The sequence below is a fragment of the Maritalea myrionectae genome (assembly GCF_003433515.1).
In the GTDB taxonomy this organism is placed as follows: domain Bacteria; phylum Pseudomonadota; class Alphaproteobacteria; order Rhizobiales; family Devosiaceae; genus Maritalea; species Maritalea myrionectae.
In genome coordinates this window covers 2,805,403-2,826,016 of sequence record NZ_CP021330.1, presented here as the reverse complement: position 1 = coordinate 2,826,016, position 20,614 = coordinate 2,805,403, and the positions used below count along the sequence as shown (strand labels likewise).

Below are 20,614 nucleotides of genomic sequence, written 5' to 3'. Positions count from 1 at the left end.
ATAGGTCCCTAAATGTTTTTTTGTTTTGCGATGGTCTTAATTCAGGTCGCGTTTAAAACTTGCCCCAATCCCATAAGAACGCTCACCGGCCACGTGTCCGGCATCAAGCGCGTACATCACATCAAATTGCAATGTGCTAAAGGCATCCGGCTGCATAAAGTAACTGGCCGCAATGTCGATTTCACGACCTGACGGGGAGAGATTGCCGCTGACCTGCTCATAAATAATGTTGCCGTCTTTGTCCCGTCCTACAGGCAAATTCATCGTAACGTCACCAGCATCCGCGCGAATGGGCTGCGCGAGGGAAAGGGTGACGCGATCGCCTTTTTGCACGAAATCGGCTTTGGCCACGCCAAGATGGAAACCTGAAAACTGTGCGGTGTTAAATGCGGTCACAAAGCCATCGCCCTCTGCTTGCCCGTTTGCGCGGCCGAGTTCCGCACCGCCAAACACGCTGATTCCATTGGATAGATCGGTATCGAAACTCAAATTTGCACTTTGGCTGCTTGCAAGCGTTGGCGTGTTAAAAGCCTCATTGCCGACCAGGCCAAGAAACGCACCCGTCTCGACCATTTGATTGAAGCCAAGGCGCAATGATGAATTGCCCAGATTAAACTGCGCATTTGCACCCGCGCCAGATAGGGAGCCGTTTATGTTTTCACTGTGCTGTGCGCTAAACCCGTAGAACCCATAATGGCCAAAAGCAGTATCGTGTTTCTGGTACACGGCAGTTGCAGTTTCAGCAAAGGAAAGGACGGATACATTTTGAGCCAAGCTATTGGTCAGGCCCAAATCCGTTTGCAAATGCGCAAGGCCATCCTGCGCACCAAAATAGAGCACATTCTCCACATTGCTGATGTCGTCACCAAGCGAAAGGGATGTTCTTGACTGTCCCTTGTCTTTGAGGCTGTCCAATGATGCTGAGCGATATGTGTTTTGGTTTTCCTGCACAAAATAGTCGGCGCGGATCTCAAAATTACCGTTCAGCGCGTCAAAGACCGCCATTTCTTGCTCTTTGAGCATCCGAGAAAGCCCGTCGCCATAAGTGCCGCTGGTGGAAATAGTCGCAGCGCCGAGTGGCGTGCGTGTGCCAGTGGCGAGATTATTGCCTCGTACCACGCTCGCGGCACCAATCGGCTGCAAGGCTGCCGCCACGTCCATTACCCCATGCCCGAAAATATCGGAATAGGCATGTGTGATGCCGCCACCAAAATTTGTGGAGCCATCTACAGCGCCGGAGAAAAAATTATTGTTGGCAGTCGCCAATAAGCGATCACGCCATTCACCTGGCGAAAGCGACGGAAATGCTTGCGCCACCAGCGCAACGCCGCCAGATATTTGCGGTGCGGTAAAGGACGTACCCCATCCGGTTTCATAGGCATTATTTGCATTGTCGGACGCGCCTTTGGTGTCGCCATCACCCACCAGGCAAAACTGTGCCGCCTGGCCACAAGGGGTGGAGATGAGGTTGGCACTAGTGATATTGTAATCACCATCGACCGTGAATTTAGCTTCAACGACCGAAATCCATGCTTCCTGCAACTCAGTGGCCAACAAGGGCAAGCCGGCGCTCACATCTACATCACCTAGACTGTTGTTATTCGAGCTCGCAAATACGATCACACCACTATTCTGGAAATTATCCAAGGCATCAATATAGCTTTGCCAATTGGCGGCTGTGTCGTAAGTGGTTAACGAAGCCAGGGCCTCAGCCGCCGTCGTGCTCCCTGTCATTAGCGCCTGCGCGTCACCAATAACGTAATCAAAGCCCCAGCTATTATTTTGCACGACTGCGCCTTTAGCTGCCGCATCATTGGTTGCAGCAGCTAGACCACCCATATTATTTTGCCGAAATGAAGAAAGGTGCAGGTCAGCATTGGGCGCGACGCCCATAATTTCGCCCGTGCCGTAGTTGCCCGTGGCAATTGACGCCACATGCGTGCCGTGATTTGAGAAAGAATAGGGCGTCACAGTCCCATACTCATAAATTATTTTGCCGCTAAATTCTTCATGAGTGGTCAAAAAGCCATCATCTATAATTGCAACAACTTGTCCTTCGCCAGAAGCGCCAGTCGATAGTGCTTGATGCACTTTTGTTAAAAGATATGGGTGCGGGTTTGCTCCAGATCGGCCAGCACTATTGAAATTAACCGCCTGAAATTCAGAAGTATTGGCAATTCTGGTGGCAAGGGAGGAATCCTCTGTGCCAACAAATCCCGCTCCCCATGCAGCTACAATAGGATCAATGCTGCCACCACCAGAGCCGACGCCGGGACCACATGCCGCCAAAAACAGGACGCCGAAGCAAGCTGAACTCAAGAGTGTGTAGCGATTCAATTTCTGGCGCAATTTCATGGATGGCGTGCCTTTAGTTGCAAACGACTCGATAGTACCAAACTACAGAATGATTAAAAACTATCAACCTAGCACGTCATTAGTGAAATTCAGGCAGCTTCCCAAAAAGATACCAATTCATAACGATTCTGGTTTTTTGCGGCAATTCAACGATCATCAAATGTAGTTTCTTCTTAAACTTTCGATCCGTGGTCAGCCTTTATGCGTGGGTAAAACAGGATATATGAATATAAATCAATAGCTTATATTCATATAGTGGCTGCGGAATGTGAATTTGTAATGCATGTGATTTTTTGGTTGCAAAATGGTATTAAATTGGATTTAATAGTGCTGAGGGCGATGTAAGTGCAACTGACTAGGCCGGTTGTGCATCTGTCGAATAATGAGGATTTAGCACTCCAGTTAAAGTGGGGTGTCGGGAGGAAGATGGTTCATGGCGATTCTGCTCAAAAATGCCACGGTTTTTGACGGTGAGCGGTTTTTGGAAAATCAGTCCGTTGAGATCGCCAATGGAAAAATCTCCCGTTTGGTGTCCGCTGCCGAAACGCAATCGATTGCCGATGAAGGGCAAATAATTGACCTTCAGGGGCAAATTTTGGCGCCGGGTTTTGTGGATGTGCAGGTCAATGGCGGCGGCGGTGTGATGTTTAACGACCAACGCACCGTGGAAGGGCTGACCGAGATTGTGCGTGGCCACCGTCAATTTGGCTCCACAACCCTAATGCCAACGCTGATCACCGATTCATTTGATGTAATGCGCGAGGCTGCCGATGCGATCAGCGCGGCGATCAACGCGAATGTGCCCGGCATACGCGGTGTGCACTTTGAAGGGCCTTATCTGAGTTTGAAGCGTCGCGGCGTGCATGCTCCTGAATTTTTACGGGACGTGGATGATGAGGCGGTTGGGCTGTTTACCCGTGGCGATCTGGGCGAAGTGATTGTAACGGTGGCGCCGGAATGTGTGCCGAATGAATTCGTCGCCACACTGAGCGAAAAGGGCGTGCATGTTTGCGCCGGCCACAGCGCAGCAACGTACGAACAAATCGGGGAGGCGCTCAAGGTTGGTTTGCGTGGCTTTACCCATCTGTTTAACGCTATGCCGCCGCTGGCCAATCGCGAGCCAAGTGTGGTTGGCGCGGGGCTTGATGATGTGGAGAGCTGGTGCGGCTTAATCGTTGATGGCTACCATCTGCATTTCGCCAGCGCACGGATTGTTGTGCGGGCAAAGCCGCAGGGCAAAATCATGCTGGTTACAGATGCGATGGCCACTGTCGGCGCGGAAGAAAAACACTTCAACCTTTATGGCGACACCATTCATGCAGTGGATGGGCGTTGCGCGCTGGATGATGGCACGCTGGCAGGGTCAGACCTTGATATGATGCGGGCTGTGGAATTGACGCACAAAGAGCTTGGGCTAGAGCTTGGTGAGGCCCTGCGCATGGCGTCACTCTATCCAGCACAATTCTTGCGGCTGGACGATAAAATCGGCCGCATCGCACCCGATTATGATGCCGATCTCGTTGCCTTTGATAAAGACAGCATGAAGGTCACCCAAACGTGGATTAAAGGTGAAGGGGAGGAGCATTAATGCCTGTGTGTTTTGACATTGGCGGCACCAACATTCGCTGCGGTTGGCCTGTGGCGCTGGGCGATGTGCCTATTGCCGCGCAGTGCCCAACCCCGCGTGACTCGCTGGATGAGTTTATTGACGCGATGGCATCTATGGTTGCAAAAGCACCAGCGGCTCAATGTGATTTCGTCGCCATTTCAATCGCCGGATTTGCCAATCCCGAAACGGGCGCATTGACCATTGCCAACATCGAATGTCTTAAAGGCGTCGATCTGGCAACCAAGCTGGAGCAGCGCGTGAATATCCCTGTGCTGGTTGCCAACGATGCGGATTGTTTGGCGCTTGCTGAGGCGAAAGCTGGCGTTGCCCAAGGTTCTGGCAATGTGCTTGCCATCGTGCTCGGCACAGGCGTTGGCGGCGGCATTGTTATCAATGGCGAAATTGTTACAGGATATGGCGGAATTTCCGGCGAATGGGGCCATGGTCCTGTCGTCGATCCAACGGCTGGTGGCCTGGTTGAGGATATGGGATATTTCCAATGCGGCTGTGGCCAAAAAGGATGTTTGGATACGGTTGGCGGCGCGCGCGGCATCGAGAATGTGCATCAAGCGCTCACGGGTGAAGCCATTGATGCTGAAACCGTGCTGGAACGTTGGCGCGCTGGCGACGAAAAGGCAACAAAGTCTATTGAAGTCTCTGCGGAGATGGTGGCGCGTGTTCTTTCCACTTTCATCAATGCGCTTGGGCCGAGTTGTGTGCCCGTTGGCGGCGGGTTGGCCCACGCCCAAGATCTGATCGCGCACATCGACAAGCGCGTACGCACAATGGTGCTGTCAAATTATGAGCAGCCGCTGGTCGTGCCAGCGCAACATCTCAAAAATGCTGGCCTGGTTGGGGCCTCATTTTTACGTCCCCCAGAGTCAAAAATGCGTGGGGTGGCGTGATGTCGAAAATCACTTTCGAAATTTGTGTCGATACACCGCATGGTCTCAAAGTTGCCAAACAGGCTGGCGCGGATCGTGTAGAGCTTTGCTCGGCACTGGCCGCGGGTGGCCTGACGCCTTCGCGTGGCTTGATGCGTCTGGCACGTGAAATCGACATGCCTGCGCATGTAATGATCCGTCCGCGTGACGGTGATTTCTGCTTTAGTGAAGATGAATTGAAGCTAATGCTGGACGATATCGCATTGGCGAAAAGTGAAAAGATGCAGGGTGTCGTATTGGGCGCAACTCATGCCGACGGCACATTGGATGAGCGCACGCTTAAAACGCTAATTGATGCTGCCAATGGCATGGATTTAACACTACATCGCGCCTTTGACGTGACGCCAGAGCCGCTTTCAGCGCTCGAGACTGCAATCGAGCTTGGATTTGATCGTATCCTGACGAGCGGGCAGCAAACAAAGGCCAGTGATGGCAAAGACTTACTTGCTGAAATCGTCACGGCCGCGCGCGGACGCATTGAAATTATGCCCGGGTCAGGCGTGAATGCCGAAGTGATATCGCATCTGGCCGCAGCGATGCCGCTCACAAATATTCACGCCTCTTGCGCAGCACCTTTGCCACAATCGCCGGATGCGGCGGTGAAGCTGGGGTTTGCAGCTGCAGCTGGTCGGCGCGACGCTAGTCTGAAAGTGGCGCAAAAACTTGCGCTTGAGCTGTCTCATTTTGAGGGGGCAGCGTCATGACTACATTTCTCCTCCGTACAAAAAAACACAAAGATCGCTTTAATTTTCAAAAACTTATCCGTAATTGTGAAATTGATTTTCACAAACTGGGGGTAAAATTACAAAACTCCCTTGAGAATTTGCATTATTTGGTCCAATGTACGAAAATTAATTTCATAGAAGATCGGGAGGGATCGTATGACCTTTAAAATCGGTGTCGTTGGACTGGGATATCGTATTGGTTATTTGATGCAGGTCATCGGCCAAACTCAAAAGGACATTGAGTTCGTTGGCTACGTTGACCCAAATCCGGCAGGCTTGGGCTTGGTGAATGGGGAAGGGGTGCCCGGCATCTCTGTTGATCCGTCAGCGCTTAAAACCTTCAATCCGGGCAAGCCTTTTGACAGCTTGGAAGAGCTGCTCGAGAAAAACGACCTTGATTTGTTGATGGTCGGTTCGCCAAACCATATGCACCTTGAGCATTTGCGGATTGCGATCAAGGCGGGCGTCAAGACATTTGCTGAAAAGCCTGTTGTGACCACAGAAGCGCAAACATTTGAGTTGCTTGAATTGTTGCAGGAAGCTGGCAATGTAGACCAAGTGATGATTGGCTTGGTGTTGCGTTACGCACCGCTTTACCGCGATTTGATTGCGGCACGCGACAGCGGCAAATTGGGTAACATCGCCTCCATTGAGGCGTCCGAGCATATTGCGCCTTATCACGGTGCATTTTTTATGCGCGATTGGCGTCGTAATTCAGAATTTTCTGGCGGGTTCATGCTGGAAAAATGTTGCCACGACCTGGACCTTTACCAAGGTCTTGTGGGCAAGCGGCCAAAACGTGTGGCCAGCTTTGGTGGTCGTCGCTCATTTGTGCCGGAGAACAAACCGGACGAATTGGCTGACGTTTATCAATATAAGCCCAGTGGCTGGAATGGCAGCGACAAGGTGTTCGATAGCGATGGCGATATCATCGACTATCAAACCGCTTTGGTCGAATATCAGGATGGCGAAAATCTTTGCTTCCACACCAATATGAACGTGCCGGACGAGTTTCGTCGCTTTGCGGTGATCGGCTCAAAAGGCATGGCGGAAGGCGATTTTATTCGCAATTTCTTCAAGCTCACTGCAGCTGAGAATTCTGAGACTTTGGTCGACAAATCATATGAAGCCTCAAACCTGTCTGCTCACTACGGGGCTGATGAGCAGATGATCGAGGATATTTTCAATCACTTGCGGAATGGCGCAAAGCTTCCAGTTTCCATTTTGGATGGCTTGGAAGCGGGCCTAACCGCAATCAAACTAGACGAAGCACGCTTGTCCGGCTCTGTTGTTGATCTCACGGAAACGTGGGCGAAGTTCGACAGCTACAAGCTTGCCAAGGAGGAGGTTGCTTAAATGCAAGCAATGGGGGGACGTCCAAATGTGTTTCCGTATTTGCTGCTCTTGCCGGCATTGTTTATTACGCTGGCAATTGTAGCATGGCCGCTGTTGGAAACAGTTCGGCTATCATTTACGGACGCATCGCTAAAGCCGACTGAAGAGTTCATTGGCTTGGCAAACTATGAGAAGATTTTCTCTCGCCGTTTTCCAGAAGTCATTGGCCGGACATTTTATTGGATGGCCATTTCTGTAACTTTGAAAATGGTGGTCGGCGTTCTGGGCGCAATGTTGCTCAACTCCGCTGTACCAGGTCGCGGCTTTTTGCGCGTACTGGTGATGCCCCCCTGGATTGTGCCAATTGCGATTGGCGTATTTATGTGGCGCTGGATGTATAATGGCCAGTTCGGCATGATTTCCGGTGTTGCGCAGCATTTGGGTATTTTGGCAGGGCCTTACGAATTCTTGGGCGACCGCACCGGCGCATTCTATTCAACCGTCGTGACCGACGTTTGGGTGGGCACGCCATTGGTCACCATCTATTTGCTGGCTGCCATGCAGTCTATTTCACCTGACTTGCACGAAGCCGCTTGGGTGGATGGCGCAAGCCGCATGTATCGCTTCCGCCGCATCACGCTGCCTTTGATTATGCCCGCTGTGGCAACCATGGGCCTGTTGAGTGCGATTTGGACCTTTAACTCCTTCGACATCATCTGGATTTTGACCGAGGGTGGGCCGCGCGGATCGACGACAACCATGATTATCGACACCTATAAGACTGCGATTTCGCGCAATCGATATGGTGAAGGTGCAGCGCGTGCTGTGATGATCGTGATCTTCCTGTCCTCGTTCGCAGGGTTCTATTTCTACATGCTGTCACGCATGGCAAGAAGGAGCTTGAAAAATGATAAATAAGTACCGTTGGTGGGAAATTGTCGGCATTTATTTAGGCATCGCCGTCTTTCTATTGTTCCTTTTGGCGCCGTTCCTGGAAGCCTTCCTGGTGTCCATGCGTCCGCTCAACCGGATCAACTCCATTCCGTATAAAATCATTACGGACAATATGAGCTTTGATGCATATTTCACCATGTGGGAAAATGTGCCGCGCTTGGGGCGTTATATTTGGAACAGCTTCTTCATTGCGACCTGTGTGACACTGATCGTGCTGGTTGCTGTGATCCCCGCCGCTTGGGCCTTTGCCCGGTTCGAATTTAAAGGCCGCGACCCAATGTTGGCCGCATTCCTTGCCATTAACATGGTGGGTGGCGCTGTTTTGATCATTCCATTGTTCCAATTGATGCGGAACTTGGGTTTGCTGAACACATATTTGGCAATGATCATTCCAGGCGCAGCGTTTTTGATCCCAACCGCGATTTGGTTGTTGCGCTCATATCTAATGAAAATCCCTCGCGAGCTTGAAGAAGCCGCTTGGGTGGATGGCGCAAGCCGCCCTTACATCCTTTGGAAGGTGATCTTGCCGATCGCCATGCCCGGGATCGTTGTGGTGGCGATTGCAACCTTTATTGGGGCCTATGCGCAGCAGTTCCTGTTCGCATTAACATTCAATTCAAATTCTGACCTGCATCCATTGCCGGTTGGTATTTACCAGTTCTTTGGTCGTCAAACCGTTATTTGGAACGAAGTGATGGCCGCGAGTTTGGTCGGCATTTTGCCAGTGCTGATCATTTACATCTTCCTGCAGCGATACATTATCGCTGGCCTGACCGCTGGCGCGGTGAAGGAATAGGACAGATGTATCAATTGGCAGAAAAAAGGGAGTTCAAGATGAAACTGACTAAAATTTTGCTTGGTGGCGCTCTGCTGCTTAGCTCTGCAACATTCGCTGTTGCGCAAGACCAATCACTCCAAGTTATCCTTTGTGGTGACGACACATGGGGTGGTGAAGTGAACGCAAAGCACGCCGCTGAGTGGGAAGCTAATAACCCTGGTTACACAGTCGCATTTGAATATGTGCCTTGGGGCCAGTGTCAGGAAAAAGCAACAACGCTTGCTGCCGCCGGCACACCAGCAGCTGTAGCTTACATGGGTTCACGGACCTTGAAGCAACTGGCTCAAAACGATCTGATCCTGTCTCATGACTTGTCAGAAGAAGAGCTGAATTCATGGGCAGGCCCAATCTTGGGCACCGTGACAGCTGACGGTAAAGTTTGGGGCTTGCCACGCGCATTCTCAACAAAGGCCTTGTACTGGAACAAAGACTTGTTCGAAGCCGCTGGCCTTGATCCTGAATCACCGCCAAAAACTTGGGACGAGATGTACGAAGCTGCATCAGCCATTAAAGAAAACACTGACGCCGATGGCTTCGGTTTGGCTGCTGCCTCATTCGACAACACCATGCACCAGTTCATGAACTATGTGTACACAAACGGTGGTGAAGTGATCAACGAAGACGGCGAGATTGTCTTCAACTCACCAAACAACGTACAAGCACTTGAGTTCTATGGCAAAATGGCTGAAGTTTCTCAGCCAGGTCCAGTTGCTTATGACCGTGCGAAATTGCGTCCATTGTTCGTGGAAAGCAAAATCGGCATGTTCATTTCTGGTCCTTGGGAGCGGAACGCTGTTGGCGATGCTGTGAATTGGGGCGTTGCGCCAATTCCAGTGGGCCCAATGGGTACACCAGGCACTTTGTTGATCACTGACTCATATGCAGTGTTCAAAGGTTCAGGTGTTGAAGAAGCTGCTCTGGACTTTGCTAAGTTCATGACAAGCTACGACAACCAGATGGAATTTGAAATTGCTGCTGGTTTGACACCATTGCGTCCTGATCACCCAGAAGTGGCGAAAATGCGTGAAGAAGATCCAACTTGGAACGCCTTCCTTGACGCAATCGCAACTGGTGGTCCAGAGCCTTTCGTAACTGACTATGTTGGTCTGCAAGACGTGATCAACGAAGCTGTTCAAGGCGTTGTATTGGGCGAAGTTGAAGCCGCTGAAGCTGTTGAAATTGCAGCCGAAGATTTGGAAGACTACAAGTAAGCCTTTGCAAAAACGTGGGGTCCGCCATTGGCGGGCCCCGCAATGAAAACCGCTAATTAGGGGGGGATGACCGTGGGTCAACTCAAACTCGATAACGTTAAAAAAAGCTACGGCGACGTTGAGGTCATTCAGGGCGTTTCACTTGACGTAAAACATGGTGAGTTCATCGTGTTCGTCGGACCATCAGGTTGCGGCAAGTCAACTTTGTTGCGCATGATTGCCGGCCTTGAAGAAATTACAGCTGGTGATGTTGAGATTGACGACAAGATCGTCAATACATTGCCACCAGTAAAACGGGGCATCGCGATGGTGTTCCAATCCTATGCGCTCTATCCACATATGAGCGTTTATGAAAACATTGCATTCCCTCTGCGCGTTGAGAAGAAATCAAGCGAAGAGGTTGATCAAAAGGTACGCAAGGCTGCAGAAATTCTGCATTTGACACCACGCCTCGATCACCGTCCGGGTGAGTTGTCCGGTGGTCAGCGTCAACGTGTGGCCATTGGCCGTGCGATTGTGCGGGAGCCAAGCGTATTCCTGTTTGACGAGCCATTGTCAAACCTTGATGCGGCGCTGCGGGCCACCATGCGTGTTGAGCTGACAAAGCTTCACCATGATCTCGACGCCACAATGATTTACGTGACCCACGACCAGGTGGAAGCCATGACCATGGCCGACCGGATCGTGGTGTTGGATGGCGGTAAAATTGCGCAAGTGGGCACTCCGCTTGAGCTATACCACAAGCCTGACAATCTGTTTGTTGCTGGCTTTATCGGCAACCCGAAAATGAACTTCATTGAAGTGACAGGTAAGGGGGCAGACAAAGACGGCGTTCGCGTTGAAATCCCAAATGCTGGTGAGTTTGTGTTGCCCGTTCATCCCCATGATGAAGACAAGATCGAAGGCCAAACCCTCACACTGGGTATTCGCCCAGAGCACACACATCTCGAAGAGGGTGACATTGCGATTGAGCTGACGGCAAATGTAGTCGAGCGCTTGGGCATTCACACGGTAGGCTACGCCAACCGCAAAGGTGTGGATGAAGTGTTCTGCACCGTCCAAAGTGGTTCAGCACCGCTGAAGGCTGGTGAAGACTTTAAACTGCGCTTCAATGCCAAAGATTGCCACTTGTTCGATGCAGATGGCCGCGTTTACGAACGCAAAATCGAGTTCAAAGATCTGAGCTTGCCAGATCTAAAATAGATTGGGTCGAACTACCCAATTTTGAAAATCTCCTATGAGACTTTCTTGGCTCCTCCCCACGGGCCTGAACCCCATCCTCGGATGGGGTTCTTTTTGTTTAGGCCGCGATTGTCTCTAATTCGCATGTGCCTTCCAGGTGCCAAATTTTGGCAACGATCTGCCAGCCTTTCTGCTCATCCCAGACAAAATTGAGATGGTCGACAAAGATGCTCGTGCGGGAATGCAAACGCAGTTTCACCACTGCACTGAGCGGCGAAAGCCAATCAATGGTTATGATCTCATCATGACGCTTTTGATTGAAGCTGGCAGGCGAGGGGCGGCTTGCCACATCGGCGCGAAAGCTTTTGATGGGATCGACAAAGATCTCGCCATTGTCGGCATCAAATAAGGTGGAGGCAGGGTGAAAAACAGCGTCCAGTTTTTCGACATCACAAAAATAGATTGCGTCGAGATAGGTCTGGATCGCCTCGAAAAGTTGGTCGGTACGTGTCATAGAAAACTCCATTGATATGCATGGAGTTTTGTAGAAATTCACCAACCATTCCAGTGGCGGAAATGACGAAATGCGTCAAATTCCCGCCAAAGGCTATCTTCAGATGTGGGTGCTACCAAACCTTGCCGCGGGCAGCCACATCCACCATTTCGATGAACTTGCCATCGCGGTGCAGCGCAATCTGATCCATCAAATTACTGACCACACAGGTGTGGTTCGGTATAATACGTATCTTGTCGCCAACCTGGGGCTTGTCCTTACAGGCCGAAAGATCAACCACTGCGTGCTCTTCGGACAGGCCGCTGATCACGGCTTCTGGGTAATCGACAATGTAGCCAAAGTCTGAGAAGCCGAGGAGGTCGGAGGTGAGGGCCTTGGACCCAGCATCCAGCACCGCCCGATCATCAGTGGGACGCGACACAACGGTCGCCAAAATGGTCATGGCACAATCGTCAAATGTGCAGTGGCCCGCCCGCACCAAAGAGCGGTCATTATAAATATAGGTGCCGGCGCGATGCTCGGTGGCAGACTTCGCCTTTTCCGCGGAAAAGAGGCTCGGAGAGCCGCCACTCGACAGAACCGGGCAGGCAATGCCTGATTCATCCAGCAAAGCCTTGGTGCCATTGAAGAATTGGTCCACCGCATCCTCGCCATTAGGTGACGGATAGGTCATCAGCCCGCCAAATGTGAGACCCGGCGCCGCATTAATTTTCTTGGCCAGCTCAAGTGCTTGCGCTGGCGATTGTACGCCACAGCGCCCACCACCCGTGTCACATTCCACCAAAACAGTCAGGGGCTTTTGCCCTTCAAATGCGGCAGCGAGGCCGTCAATTGTCGTGGCGCTATCGGCCACCACAGACAAAGTGACCTGCTCGTTGAGCTTGCGCAGTGGTTCCATCTTTTCTGCGCCAACAATGTTGAAGGTCAACATGATGTCTTTTATGCCTGCATCCGCAAACACTTGCGCTTCGGAGACTTTTTGGCAGGTAATGCCAATCGCACCCGCATCAAGTTGTTTTTGCGCGAAACGCGGGATTTTATGGGTTTTGATATGCGGGCGTGATTTTTTGCCCGCCTGATCCAAATAGGATTGCACCCGCTTGATATTGGCGTCGACAATGTTCTCGTCGATCAGCACAACAGGCGTACTCAGATTATAAATCGAGTTGTTTTCAGTCATTGTGATTTCCCGCTTGGCGCGTTTGATTTGGTGTTAGCCCAGATTATGCGGATCAGCGACTTTGGGCCAAATGTTTTTTGGCGCTTTTTGATAATCCGTTGTTGCTGGATCATTTGGGTAAGGCCGCCCGGCAGAACAATAAATGATCTTTTCAGCAATTGGCGCGAATGAATCATAGAAATGATTGGTAGATTTGATCAGCAAAACATCTTTTGCAGCCCAATCCACGCCCCCCACATCAAAAAGGCTTTTGCCAAAGCTCTGGCAGCGTGTGGAATTAAGGATCACCTCAATGCCATCAAAGCTGACAGTGGCAATGTCGCCCATGGGCACATAGCTATCGCCAAAACGATGCTCGGCATTGGTCACTAGCTTCTCTACCTTCACCCGCTTATCCACGGGATTGCCCGTGTGGGGGGCCGATTTTGCCCCGAAGCGAAGGGGAATTTCTGCGCCTTCGCCCGCCGCAAAACAGATCTGCACCGCGATCGGGTCCCAGATTGTGCCGACGGCAACATTGGTCGCGCCCTTCTTGATCAGCTCTTCCAGAATAACGGTGGCATCGCCAGCGGTGCCGCCGCCTGGATTGTCCCACATGTCGGTGAGTACGACTGGCTTTTGCGCGCCCTTGGCCGTGGCCAGCGCATCGGCGACAGCTTGCACTTCGTCCGGCTGTTCCGGCATGCATTTGCCCCGCATGGCAAACACATCGAGCCCAAGCTCGCGCGCAAGTTGATCGCCTTTTTGCTTTTGATTGTTGGTGATCACCACCATTTTTGTGCCCATTTCCGGCACATCAGAAGCCATAAAGCCATGGATGAGCGAAAGCGACAAAATGTCGGGATCGCTTTTTTCCAGGGCAAACATCTTGTCCACAAAGCTGCGCATTGGCTCTCTAGAGGTGGGGAACACATCGATCATTTTACAATCAAATACGCTCACTTCGGGCTTTACCTCGCCCGCGAGGGTGGCATCCAAAATGCGGTAAAGGTCTTCCGCCCGATCAACAAAATCGACATGCGGAAACTCTTTGAACGCCATAAAGAAGTCGAGCTGGTCGACACGTTTCTGGGTGAGCTGGCTGTGTGGGTCAAATGTGGCACACACCACGCAATCCGGGCCCACAATATCTCGTACGCGTTTTAACAAATCACCTTCGGGATCGTCATAACCTGCGGCGACCATCGCCCCGTGTAACCCGAGGGCGACGGCGTCGAGTGGCATAGCCTGTTTAATCTGATCCAAGATTTCATCGCGCAGACTTTCGAACGCACGCTGATTAATGATGCCGGCGGGGTCAGCCCATGCAGCAGTGCCTTCAATGAAAGTCCACTGCTTTTCTTTGGCCCACTTGCGGCCAATTGGGATGACCGCGGAGCACAAAGTTGGGGTCTCAGGGTGGGTGCCTGGACGGGCATAAAGTGACGCCTCAAAACCCCGCCGGTCAATTGCGATGGGTGAAAATGTGTTCGATTCGGTGGCCAGAGCCGCCGAGAAAACGCGCAAATCTGCCATAATATTTACGCTCTTTCACCACCCATCGGGTTTGGCAAATAGCCGGTGAATCCGGTGATTTTCCATTGGCCATCGACATTGGCGCAATAATAGACCGTTTGCCACAACATCCGGTCGCTGGTGCCGTCTGCACGCGGGATACGCCCGTCAAATTTCTTGTGCACGATGGCCTTGTCGCCGTTAATTTCGATGTCACGCAGGACAGTGGCGTTAAAAATCGCGTCCATTGGGTCACCTTCGAAGGCCCCAGCTTGCGATTCTTTTTGAAAATTCTTGGCCTGATCGAGCCATTCGTCCGCATAGTCTTTCAGCGTTGGAAACGCCAAACGCCAATGGTCCGGGTTGGCTGTGTTATGCCCGTGCACGCCCATAAAGCCTTGTTCTACAAAGTCATTTTGCACCATTGACCAGTCGGCGGCGATGAAGGCTTTGATGTCGCGGTCCACCAGCATTTCCCAAATTTGGTGGCGCGCGCTGTCTGATTTTTCAAAAGGATTCTGTCTTGATGTCACGATACTATCACTCGGCAAAAAATTTTCATTTTTGTTAAAATTCCTATGGAAAAACTGGTCCATTTCTGCTCAAATGTCAATCGATAAGAAAATAATTTACATAGATGAACATCTTGGAGACGATCAATGACGATTAAACGTTATGGTGCGGAAAAATCTGGCGCGGGTGGACAAAACTTGCCATTCGCTCGTGCAGTTGAAGCCGATGGCTGGCTGCATGTTTCTGGCCAAGTAGCCATGAAAGATGGCGAAATCGTCGGTGGTAATATTGTGGAGCAAACCCACGTGGCGATCAAGAACCTTCTCGCGATTTTGGATGAGGCGGGTTACGGCATGGAGCATGTGGTGCGCGTTGGCGTTTGGCTCGACGATCCGCGTGACTTTTGGTCGTTCAATGGCGTGTATAAATCCTACTTTGGTGAGCACCCGCCAGCACGCGCCTGTGTACAATCGAGCCTAATGGTCGATTGTAAGGTGGAAGTGGATTGCATTGCCTTTGATCCCAGCCGTAAATAGAGGCTGATCATTTGAAAAAGGCGGATCAATGGCGGACATAATTGCTACCTTACAAAAGGAACGCGATGGGCTTTCTCGCTCAGAGCAGCGCATTGCAGATATCGTTTTTGAAGATAAGCAATTTGCTGTGAACGCCTCGATTATTGAACTGGCGGCGCGCGCGGATGTGTCGCCGCCAACCGTCACCCGCTTTTGCCGTCGTTTGGGCTGCCATTCCTTTTCAGAGTTTAAAGTGCGGGTTGCTCAATCCGCCTTTATCGGCACGCGGTATCTCGAGCCGGAAGTGAAGGTCACCAGCAGTCAAGAAGTGATCGACACGGTAATGGGCCGCGCCCAATCCACCTTGAATGTGCTGCACGAAAATGTTGACGCTGAAGTGGTTGAAAAGATTGCGGAGCAAGTGCTCAAGGCCAAAATGATTTATGCTTTCGGCTCTGGCGGTAACTCCTCACTTTTTGCCCATGAGGTGCAAAATCGATTGTTTCGATTGGGTTTGCGCGTCACCGCTTCGGAAGACCATTCAATGCAATTGATGACGGCCTCCACCCTGGGCGAAGACGATATGGTGATCGGTCTATCGATTTCAGGCCGCAACCGGGAAATGGCGCGGGCGCTTGAGATCGCATCTGGCTATGGCGCGGCAACCGCCACCATTTCAAAAAGTGAAAGCCTGGTTGCACAGGCCAGCGAAATGAACTTGGCCGTAGATTTGCCGGAAGGCACAGACGTGTTGCGACCATCATCGGCGCGCTACGCCTTTATGGCCGCCATCGACATGATTGCCTTTTTGGTGGCGATCAAAAGAAAAGACAGCGCGATTGAACCTCTGCGTCGGATTAAACGGCAGTTGGTCACCTTTCGCGATGAGGACGATACTCAAGTACTCGGAGATTAGATCGTGTCTGATCAAAATGAACTGAAAACCGCCATCGTAACTGGCGCAGGCGGCGACATTGGTCGCGCCATATGCCTTGAACTGGCCAATGATGGATATGCGGTTTTGGCGCTCGATATCTTAAAAGAGCCCAACGATGAAACCATGCGCCTCGTGCATGAAGCCGGCGGCAAGGGGGAAGCCCTGATTTGCGATATTTTGGACGCGGACGACCGTGCCAAAATGGCCGAAGCCGGACGGAAACTTGGGGCCATCTCTTTGCTGGTCAACAATGTGGGCATGGTGACTGACGAATCCTTGCACAAAGCCAGCGTTGAGAATTTCGAAAAGGACCTGAAGATCAACCAGCTTGGGGCCTTTGCCTGTTTCAAAGCTGTGGAACAGGATCTCATCGCCAATAAAGGCGTGTTGACCAATATCGCATCGGTCAACGGGTTGGGCGTTTATGGCCATCCCGGCTATAGCGCCGCCAAAGCAAGCCTTATCCATTTCACCCGCTTGGTTGCAGTTGAATATGGAAAATACGGCATTCGCGCCAATGCGATTGCCCCCGGCACCGTGCGGACCCAGGTATGGGACGAACGGGCCAAGAAAAATCCTCAAGTCTTTGAGGATGCAAAACGCTGGTATCCCTTGCAGCGTGTTGCAGACCCTGTCGACATCGCAAAAGTGGTGAGCTTTATTTCGTCTCCAGCTGCGGCTGCAATTTCGGGCGCCTGTCTGCCTGTGGATTGCGGGTTAACTGCAGGGCAGGCGGAATTGGCCGGCACCTTTGCACAATCTGAAGACTACTAGGGCGTATTTTGCAAATTAAAGTCCCTAAACTTTAAAAGGAATATCATATGTCAACGCCAAAATTCCGTCTTGAGGCCACTTGGGTGGATCACGGGGAGGAGCCAGCAAAGATGAAGCTGGCGCTGACAAACCTTTCAGGTGCAGACCTGAAGAACTTCCGCTTGTCCTACACAGGTTTGATGCGGGCAAAAGCGGATGTGGAAACGCAAAACGCAACTTTTGTGAAGCGATTTGCCAATTTCCATCAGTTTGACCCACTCGATAATGTGGTTGTGGCTGACGGTGAAACCTGGGAATTCTCAATCACAAATCTCACGGGCAACGCCCAGCACCGCATGGACGGACCAAAGTCCGGCTATGTAACGCTTGAGGACGGTACACATGTTGATGTGGACACCGGCGACTTGCAAATCGAAGGTCGTCCGAGCGAATTCGCCGGAAATCTCATTCCAGAAGGCAAATTGACGGACCCGATTTCGGTCGTTCCTTGGCCGAACCACGTGGCGGTGAGCGATTTTGATGTGCCGCCGGTTGTGCTGTGCGCCGCTGATGGCACCAGCGCTGAAGAAAAACGCGCCATAAATGCTGTGGCCGCTTTGGCCAAGCGCTTGAAATATGAGCTGCCAGATCGCTTGCGCCTGACAGACGTGCCCGGTGGTCGTAAATTGACTCTCGTCCACAATGCGGTTTTGGCGAGCGAAGCCTATGAGCTTTCCTTCGCAAAGGCTGAAGTTGTACTCACCTATGGCGATAAGGCAGGTTTGAACTATGGCTTGATCACCTTGTCGCACATGATGGACGGGGCAAAAGCTGAGCCGACCAAGTTCAAGTTCCCGACCTCCGGCGAAATTAAAGATGCGCCGCGTTATGAATGGCGTGGGTCGCATTTGGACGTGTCTCGTCAATTCTACCCGACGGATGCGGTAGAACGGTTCATCGACATTTTGGCGTGGAACAAGCTCAATAAGTTCCACTGGCACTTGTCTGATGATGAAGGCTGGCGCGTGGAAATCAAAGGCTATCCAAACCTCACAAAAGATGGTGCGGTTATGGGCGAAGGCCATGAGATGCCAGCACAATTGGGCGCTGGCCATAAATCAACGGGCGGTTTCTACACCCAAGAAGAGATCAAAGAATTGATCATTCATGGGCAGGCACTCAATGTTGAAATTATGCCGGAACTGGATATTCCAGGCCACTGTAACGCAGTGTTGGCAGCTTATCCTGAGCTGCGTGACCCTGACGAGCCTGAAGATAATTACCGTTCGATCCAAGGCTATCCTAACAATGCCATCAACCCCGGCATTCCGGCCACTTACAAGTTCATCGAAACAGTGATGGAAGAAATTTCAGACCTGTTCCCATCCAAATATATCCATGTGGGCGGTGATGAAGTGGACGAAGAATCGTGGTTGCAATCACCGGCTGCGCAAAAAGTGATGAATGAAGAGCGCTTGAATGGCACCTTGCAGTTGCAAGCACACTTCTTGGGCAAAGTGCAAAAAACCATCCGCAAAAAAGGCAAGATTGTCGGCGGTTGGGATGAAGTGTCCCACGGCGGTGGTATCGACAAAGAAGGCGGTACCCTGTTGTTTGCATGGCAGAAGCCAGAGGTTGGCCTTGAGCTTGCCGAGCAGGGCTATGATGTGGTGATGACACCGGGTCAGGCCTATTATCTCGATATGGCACAATCGCCAGTTTGGCAGGAAGCTGGCGCATTCTGGGCGGGTTATGCATCACCAGAAAAAACCTACACCTATGAAGCCGCAGGCGAATTCCCTGATCATTTGAAGGGGCGGTTGAAAGGCGTACAGGCTTGCATCTGGTCGGAGCATTTGATCACCCGTCAAGTGTTCAACCATCAAGTGTTCCCACGCTTGAATGCTATTGCCGAAGCCGGCTGGACCGAGAAAGAGAATAAAGACTGGCCACGATTTGCGGCGCAATGCCGTTTGTTGCCACGCCTCTAGGCTCTTTTGAACACAAGGACGAATGAATATGCGCATTGCTGTTGCTGGGCTGCACACGGAGTGCAGCACCTATACAAGTCTTGAACAAGAAACCGAGAACTTCAACGTCATGGTCGGGGAACAGATCCTCAAACATGAGTTGCTCAAATTCTTGGATCACGATGGTGTTGAGGTTGCTCCCCTGCTTTATGCGCGGGCAACGCCCGGCGGCCCGGTTTCAGCAAGCACATATGAAAAGTTCAAAGCAAAAACCTTGGCCGCGCTCGACGCGGCCTTGGCTGAAGGCCCCATCGACGGGGTTTATCTCGCCATGCATGGCGCGGTGCATGTAACCGGCATGGAAGATGCCGAGGGTGATTTTATCGCAGCCATCCGCCAGCGGGTGGGCGACGAGGTCATCATCTCCTCAAGCTATGATTTGCACGGCAATGTGACCCAGAAGGTGATCAATCAACTCGATATCTTCACCGCATTTCGCCATGCGCCGCACATTGATACCTACGAAACACTTGAGCGCGCATTCCTTTATTTGGTGGACGCACTGAAAACTGGCAAGCGCCCAAAATTGTGCTGGGCACCGATCCCTGTTTTGCTGCCGGGTGAGAAAACCAGCACTGTCGATGAACCTGCAAAGTCGCTCTATGCGCAATTGTGGGACATAGACAAACGCAAAGGCATTTTGGATGCCTCTCTAATGGTCGGTTATGTATGGGCCGATGTGGCGCGGGGCACAGCAGCGGCTGTGGTTTGCGGCTATGACGAAGCGGCGATGAAACAGGCAGCAGAAGAGATTGCCCAATCCTATTATGACGCGCGCGATCAGTTCGCTTTTGGGGTGCCAGCGGCACCGCTGGATGAGACATTGAATGCGGCCTCAAAAATTGAAACCGGCCCCATTGTGATTTGCGATAGCGGCGACAATCCCGGTGGCGGCGGCGTTGGCGACCGGGTGGACGTGCTCAAAAAAGCCATTTCACGCGAACTGAAAGAACTGCTGGTGATCGGCATTTGCGCGCCAAAGGCTGTGGCCCAAATATTTGAGGCCGGGCTTGAAAAGAAAGTGGCGCTGCAATTGGGGGCCGAATTGGACCAGCTAAATTCGCCCGTAATTGAGGGCGCAGCGACCGTGTTGCGGCTGGCGGAACTGGCCAATGGTCAACGGTTGGCGCTGGTGGAAATTGGCGGTGTGCGCGCGGTGCTGAGCGAGAAGCGCCAAATGTTCCACGACCCCGATGATGTGGCCCCGTTGGGGTTGGATGTGGCGGAAGAAAAGATGATTGCGATCAAATGTGGCTATATCTCTGCCGAGATGACCAAGGTCGCCAATCCCAATTTGATGGCGCTGACCGATGGGGCGGTGAACCAGGATATTGAGCGCTTGAGCAATCATCATCGACCCAGCCCCTGCTATCCGTTTCAAAAAGACTTCACCTTCACTGCAAAAGCGCGCATGGCCAAATAGAGACGCCGCTATTTACAGCAGCCAGAATCGCCGGATAAGCTAGCGTCAACATTCTTCGGCGGCGCGCCAATGCGTCGCTTTTCCTTGAGCAGGGAAAAGCGG

The 20,614-nt window shown here is 51.8% G+C and carries 18 protein-coding genes; 13 read left to right on the top strand and 5 right to left on the bottom strand.

All coding sequences use genetic code 11. The features are described from left to right. Positions 1 to 36: 36 nt before the first annotated feature. Entirely contained in the window at positions 37 to 2,355 is a 2,319-nt protein-coding gene (locus tag MXMO3_RS14210; RefSeq protein ID WP_117396296.1) for a S8 family peptidase, read from the bottom strand. Between the two features lie 433 nt (positions 2,356 to 2,788). On the opposite strand from MXMO3_RS14210, the gene nagA reads away from it, so the two are divergent. From nagA to MXMO3_RS14165, 8 genes are all read left to right on the top strand, one after another. Continuing rightward, positions 2,789 to 3,943, top strand: coding sequence for an N-acetylglucosamine-6-phosphate deacetylase (gene nagA, locus MXMO3_RS14205; RefSeq protein ID WP_117396295.1), 1,155 nt, complete (start codon positions 2,789 to 2,791; stop codon positions 3,941 to 3,943). Continuing rightward, positions 3,943 to 4,869 (top strand): ROK family protein, encoded by a 927-nt coding sequence (locus MXMO3_RS14200; RefSeq protein WP_117396294.1) that lies wholly within the window; start codon positions 3,943 to 3,945, stop codon positions 4,867 to 4,869. Before nagA ends, MXMO3_RS14200 begins: the two co-directional genes overlap by 1 nt. Continuing rightward, positions 4,869 to 5,612: a copper homeostasis protein CutC gene (locus tag MXMO3_RS14195; RefSeq protein WP_117396293.1), complete on the top strand. Its 744-nt coding sequence runs from the start codon at positions 4,869 to 4,871 to the stop codon at positions 5,610 to 5,612. The genes MXMO3_RS14200 and MXMO3_RS14195 overlap by 1 nt, the downstream gene beginning before the upstream one ends. 177 nt (positions 5,613 to 5,789) lie before the next feature. Then, on the top strand, positions 5,790 to 6,989 hold the full coding sequence (locus MXMO3_RS14185) for a Gfo/Idh/MocA family protein (protein WP_117396291.1): 1,200 nt from the start codon (positions 5,790 to 5,792) through the stop codon (positions 6,987 to 6,989). Positions 6,990 to 6,998: 9 nt separating this feature from the next. Further along, positions 6,999 to 7,886 (top strand): carbohydrate ABC transporter permease, encoded by an 888-nt coding sequence (locus MXMO3_RS14180; RefSeq protein WP_027833711.1) that lies wholly within the window; start codon positions 6,999 to 7,001, stop codon positions 7,884 to 7,886. Continuing rightward, positions 7,876 to 8,718, top strand: a complete 843-nt coding sequence (locus MXMO3_RS14175) for a carbohydrate ABC transporter permease (RefSeq protein WP_117396290.1) — start codon at positions 7,876 to 7,878, stop codon at positions 8,716 to 8,718. The genes MXMO3_RS14180 and MXMO3_RS14175 overlap by 11 nt, the downstream gene beginning before the upstream one ends. A 38-nt stretch (positions 8,719 to 8,756) precedes the next feature. Beyond that, positions 8,757 to 9,971, top strand: a complete 1,215-nt coding sequence (locus MXMO3_RS14170) for an ABC transporter substrate-binding protein (RefSeq protein WP_027833709.1) — start codon at positions 8,757 to 8,759, stop codon at positions 9,969 to 9,971. A gap of 72 nt (positions 9,972 to 10,043) precedes the next feature. Then, a complete protein-coding gene (locus MXMO3_RS14165) occupies positions 10,044 to 11,174 on the top strand; it encodes an ABC transporter ATP-binding protein (RefSeq protein ID WP_117396847.1) in 1,131 nt (376 codons plus the stop codon). Positions 11,175 to 11,271: 97 nt separating this feature from the next. Here the strand turns inward: MXMO3_RS14165 and MXMO3_RS14160 are convergent, their stop codons facing one another. The 4 genes from MXMO3_RS14160 to MXMO3_RS14145 form a co-directional block, all read right to left on the bottom strand. After that, positions 11,272 to 11,667, bottom strand: coding sequence for a nuclear transport factor 2 family protein (locus MXMO3_RS14160; RefSeq protein ID WP_117396289.1), 396 nt, complete (start codon positions 11,665 to 11,667; stop codon positions 11,272 to 11,274). A 112-nt stretch (positions 11,668 to 11,779) separates the two neighbouring features. Continuing rightward, positions 11,780 to 12,847: a D-TA family PLP-dependent enzyme gene (locus MXMO3_RS14155; protein WP_117396288.1), complete on the bottom strand. Its 1,068-nt coding sequence runs from the start codon at positions 12,845 to 12,847 to the stop codon at positions 11,780 to 11,782. Positions 12,848 to 12,880: 33 nt separating this feature from the next. After that, entirely contained in the window at positions 12,881 to 14,353 is a 1,473-nt protein-coding gene (locus MXMO3_RS14150) for a M81 family metallopeptidase (RefSeq protein ID WP_027833705.1), read from the bottom strand. 14 nt (positions 14,354 to 14,367) lie between these two features. Continuing rightward, a complete protein-coding gene (locus MXMO3_RS14145; RefSeq protein ID WP_245985848.1) occupies positions 14,368 to 14,814 on the bottom strand; it encodes a hypothetical protein in 447 nt (148 codons plus the stop codon). 186 nt (positions 14,815 to 15,000) lie between these two features. Between MXMO3_RS14145 and MXMO3_RS14140 the strand changes: the two genes are divergently transcribed. The 5 genes from MXMO3_RS14140 to MXMO3_RS14120 are packed head-to-tail and all read left to right on the top strand — an operon-like array spanning position 15,001 to position 20,512. After that, a complete protein-coding gene (locus tag MXMO3_RS14140; RefSeq protein WP_027833703.1) occupies positions 15,001 to 15,390 on the top strand; it encodes a RidA family protein in 390 nt (129 codons plus the stop codon). 28 nt (positions 15,391 to 15,418) lie between these two features. Then, entirely contained in the window at positions 15,419 to 16,285 is an 867-nt protein-coding gene (locus MXMO3_RS14135) for a MurR/RpiR family transcriptional regulator (RefSeq protein WP_027833702.1), read from the top strand. A 3-nt stretch (positions 16,286 to 16,288) separates the two neighbouring features. Beyond that, positions 16,289 to 17,080 (top strand): SDR family oxidoreductase, encoded by a 792-nt coding sequence (locus MXMO3_RS14130; protein ID WP_245985754.1) that lies wholly within the window; start codon positions 16,289 to 16,291, stop codon positions 17,078 to 17,080. A 47-nt stretch (positions 17,081 to 17,127) separates the two neighbouring features. Next, positions 17,128 to 19,050 (top strand): beta-N-acetylhexosaminidase, encoded by a 1,923-nt coding sequence (locus tag MXMO3_RS14125; RefSeq protein WP_117396287.1) that lies wholly within the window; start codon positions 17,128 to 17,130, stop codon positions 19,048 to 19,050. A gap of 28 nt (positions 19,051 to 19,078) precedes the next feature. Then, complete coding sequence (locus MXMO3_RS14120) at positions 19,079 to 20,512, top strand: M81 family metallopeptidase (RefSeq protein WP_117396844.1); 1,434 nt, start codon at positions 19,079 to 19,081, stop codon at positions 20,510 to 20,512. The last annotated feature ends 102 nt before the right edge of the window (positions 20,513 to 20,614 follow it).

Coding starts and splice junctions, on each gene's coding strand:
- MXMO3_RS14200 (WP_117396294.1), top strand. CDS start 3,943: ATGCCTGTGTGTTTTGACATTGGCGGCACCAACATTCGCTGCGGTTGG.
- MXMO3_RS14155 (WP_117396288.1), bottom strand. CDS start 12,847: ATGACTGAAAACAACTCGATTTATAATCTGAGTACGCCTGTTGTGCTG.
- MXMO3_RS14170 (WP_027833709.1), top strand. CDS start 8,757: ATGAAACTGACTAAAATTTTGCTTGGTGGCGCTCTGCTGCTTAGCTCT.
- MXMO3_RS14210 (WP_117396296.1), bottom strand. CDS start 2,355: ATGAAATTGCGCCAGAAATTGAATCGCTACACACTCTTGAGTTCAGCT.
- MXMO3_RS14185 (WP_117396291.1), top strand. CDS start 5,790: ATGACCTTTAAAATCGGTGTCGTTGGACTGGGATATCGTATTGGTTAT.
- MXMO3_RS14195 (WP_117396293.1), top strand. CDS start 4,869: ATGTCGAAAATCACTTTCGAAATTTGTGTCGATACACCGCATGGTCTC.
- MXMO3_RS14180 (WP_027833711.1), top strand. CDS start 6,999: ATGGGGGGACGTCCAAATGTGTTTCCGTATTTGCTGCTCTTGCCGGCA.
- MXMO3_RS14120 (WP_117396844.1), top strand. CDS start 19,079: ATGCGCATTGCTGTTGCTGGGCTGCACACGGAGTGCAGCACCTATACA.
- MXMO3_RS14125 (WP_117396287.1), top strand. CDS start 17,128: ATGTCAACGCCAAAATTCCGTCTTGAGGCCACTTGGGTGGATCACGGG.
- MXMO3_RS14135 (WP_027833702.1), top strand. CDS start 15,419: ATGGCGGACATAATTGCTACCTTACAAAAGGAACGCGATGGGCTTTCT.
- nagA (WP_117396295.1), top strand. CDS start 2,789: ATGGCGATTCTGCTCAAAAATGCCACGGTTTTTGACGGTGAGCGGTTT.
- MXMO3_RS14145 (WP_245985848.1), bottom strand. CDS start 14,814: ATGCTGGTGGACCGCGACATCAAAGCCTTCATCGCCGCCGACTGGTCA.
- MXMO3_RS14140 (WP_027833703.1), top strand. CDS start 15,001: ATGACGATTAAACGTTATGGTGCGGAAAAATCTGGCGCGGGTGGACAA.
- MXMO3_RS14160 (WP_117396289.1), bottom strand. CDS start 11,667: ATGACACGTACCGACCAACTTTTCGAGGCGATCCAGACCTATCTCGAC.
- MXMO3_RS14175 (WP_117396290.1), top strand. CDS start 7,876: ATGATAAATAAGTACCGTTGGTGGGAAATTGTCGGCATTTATTTAGGC.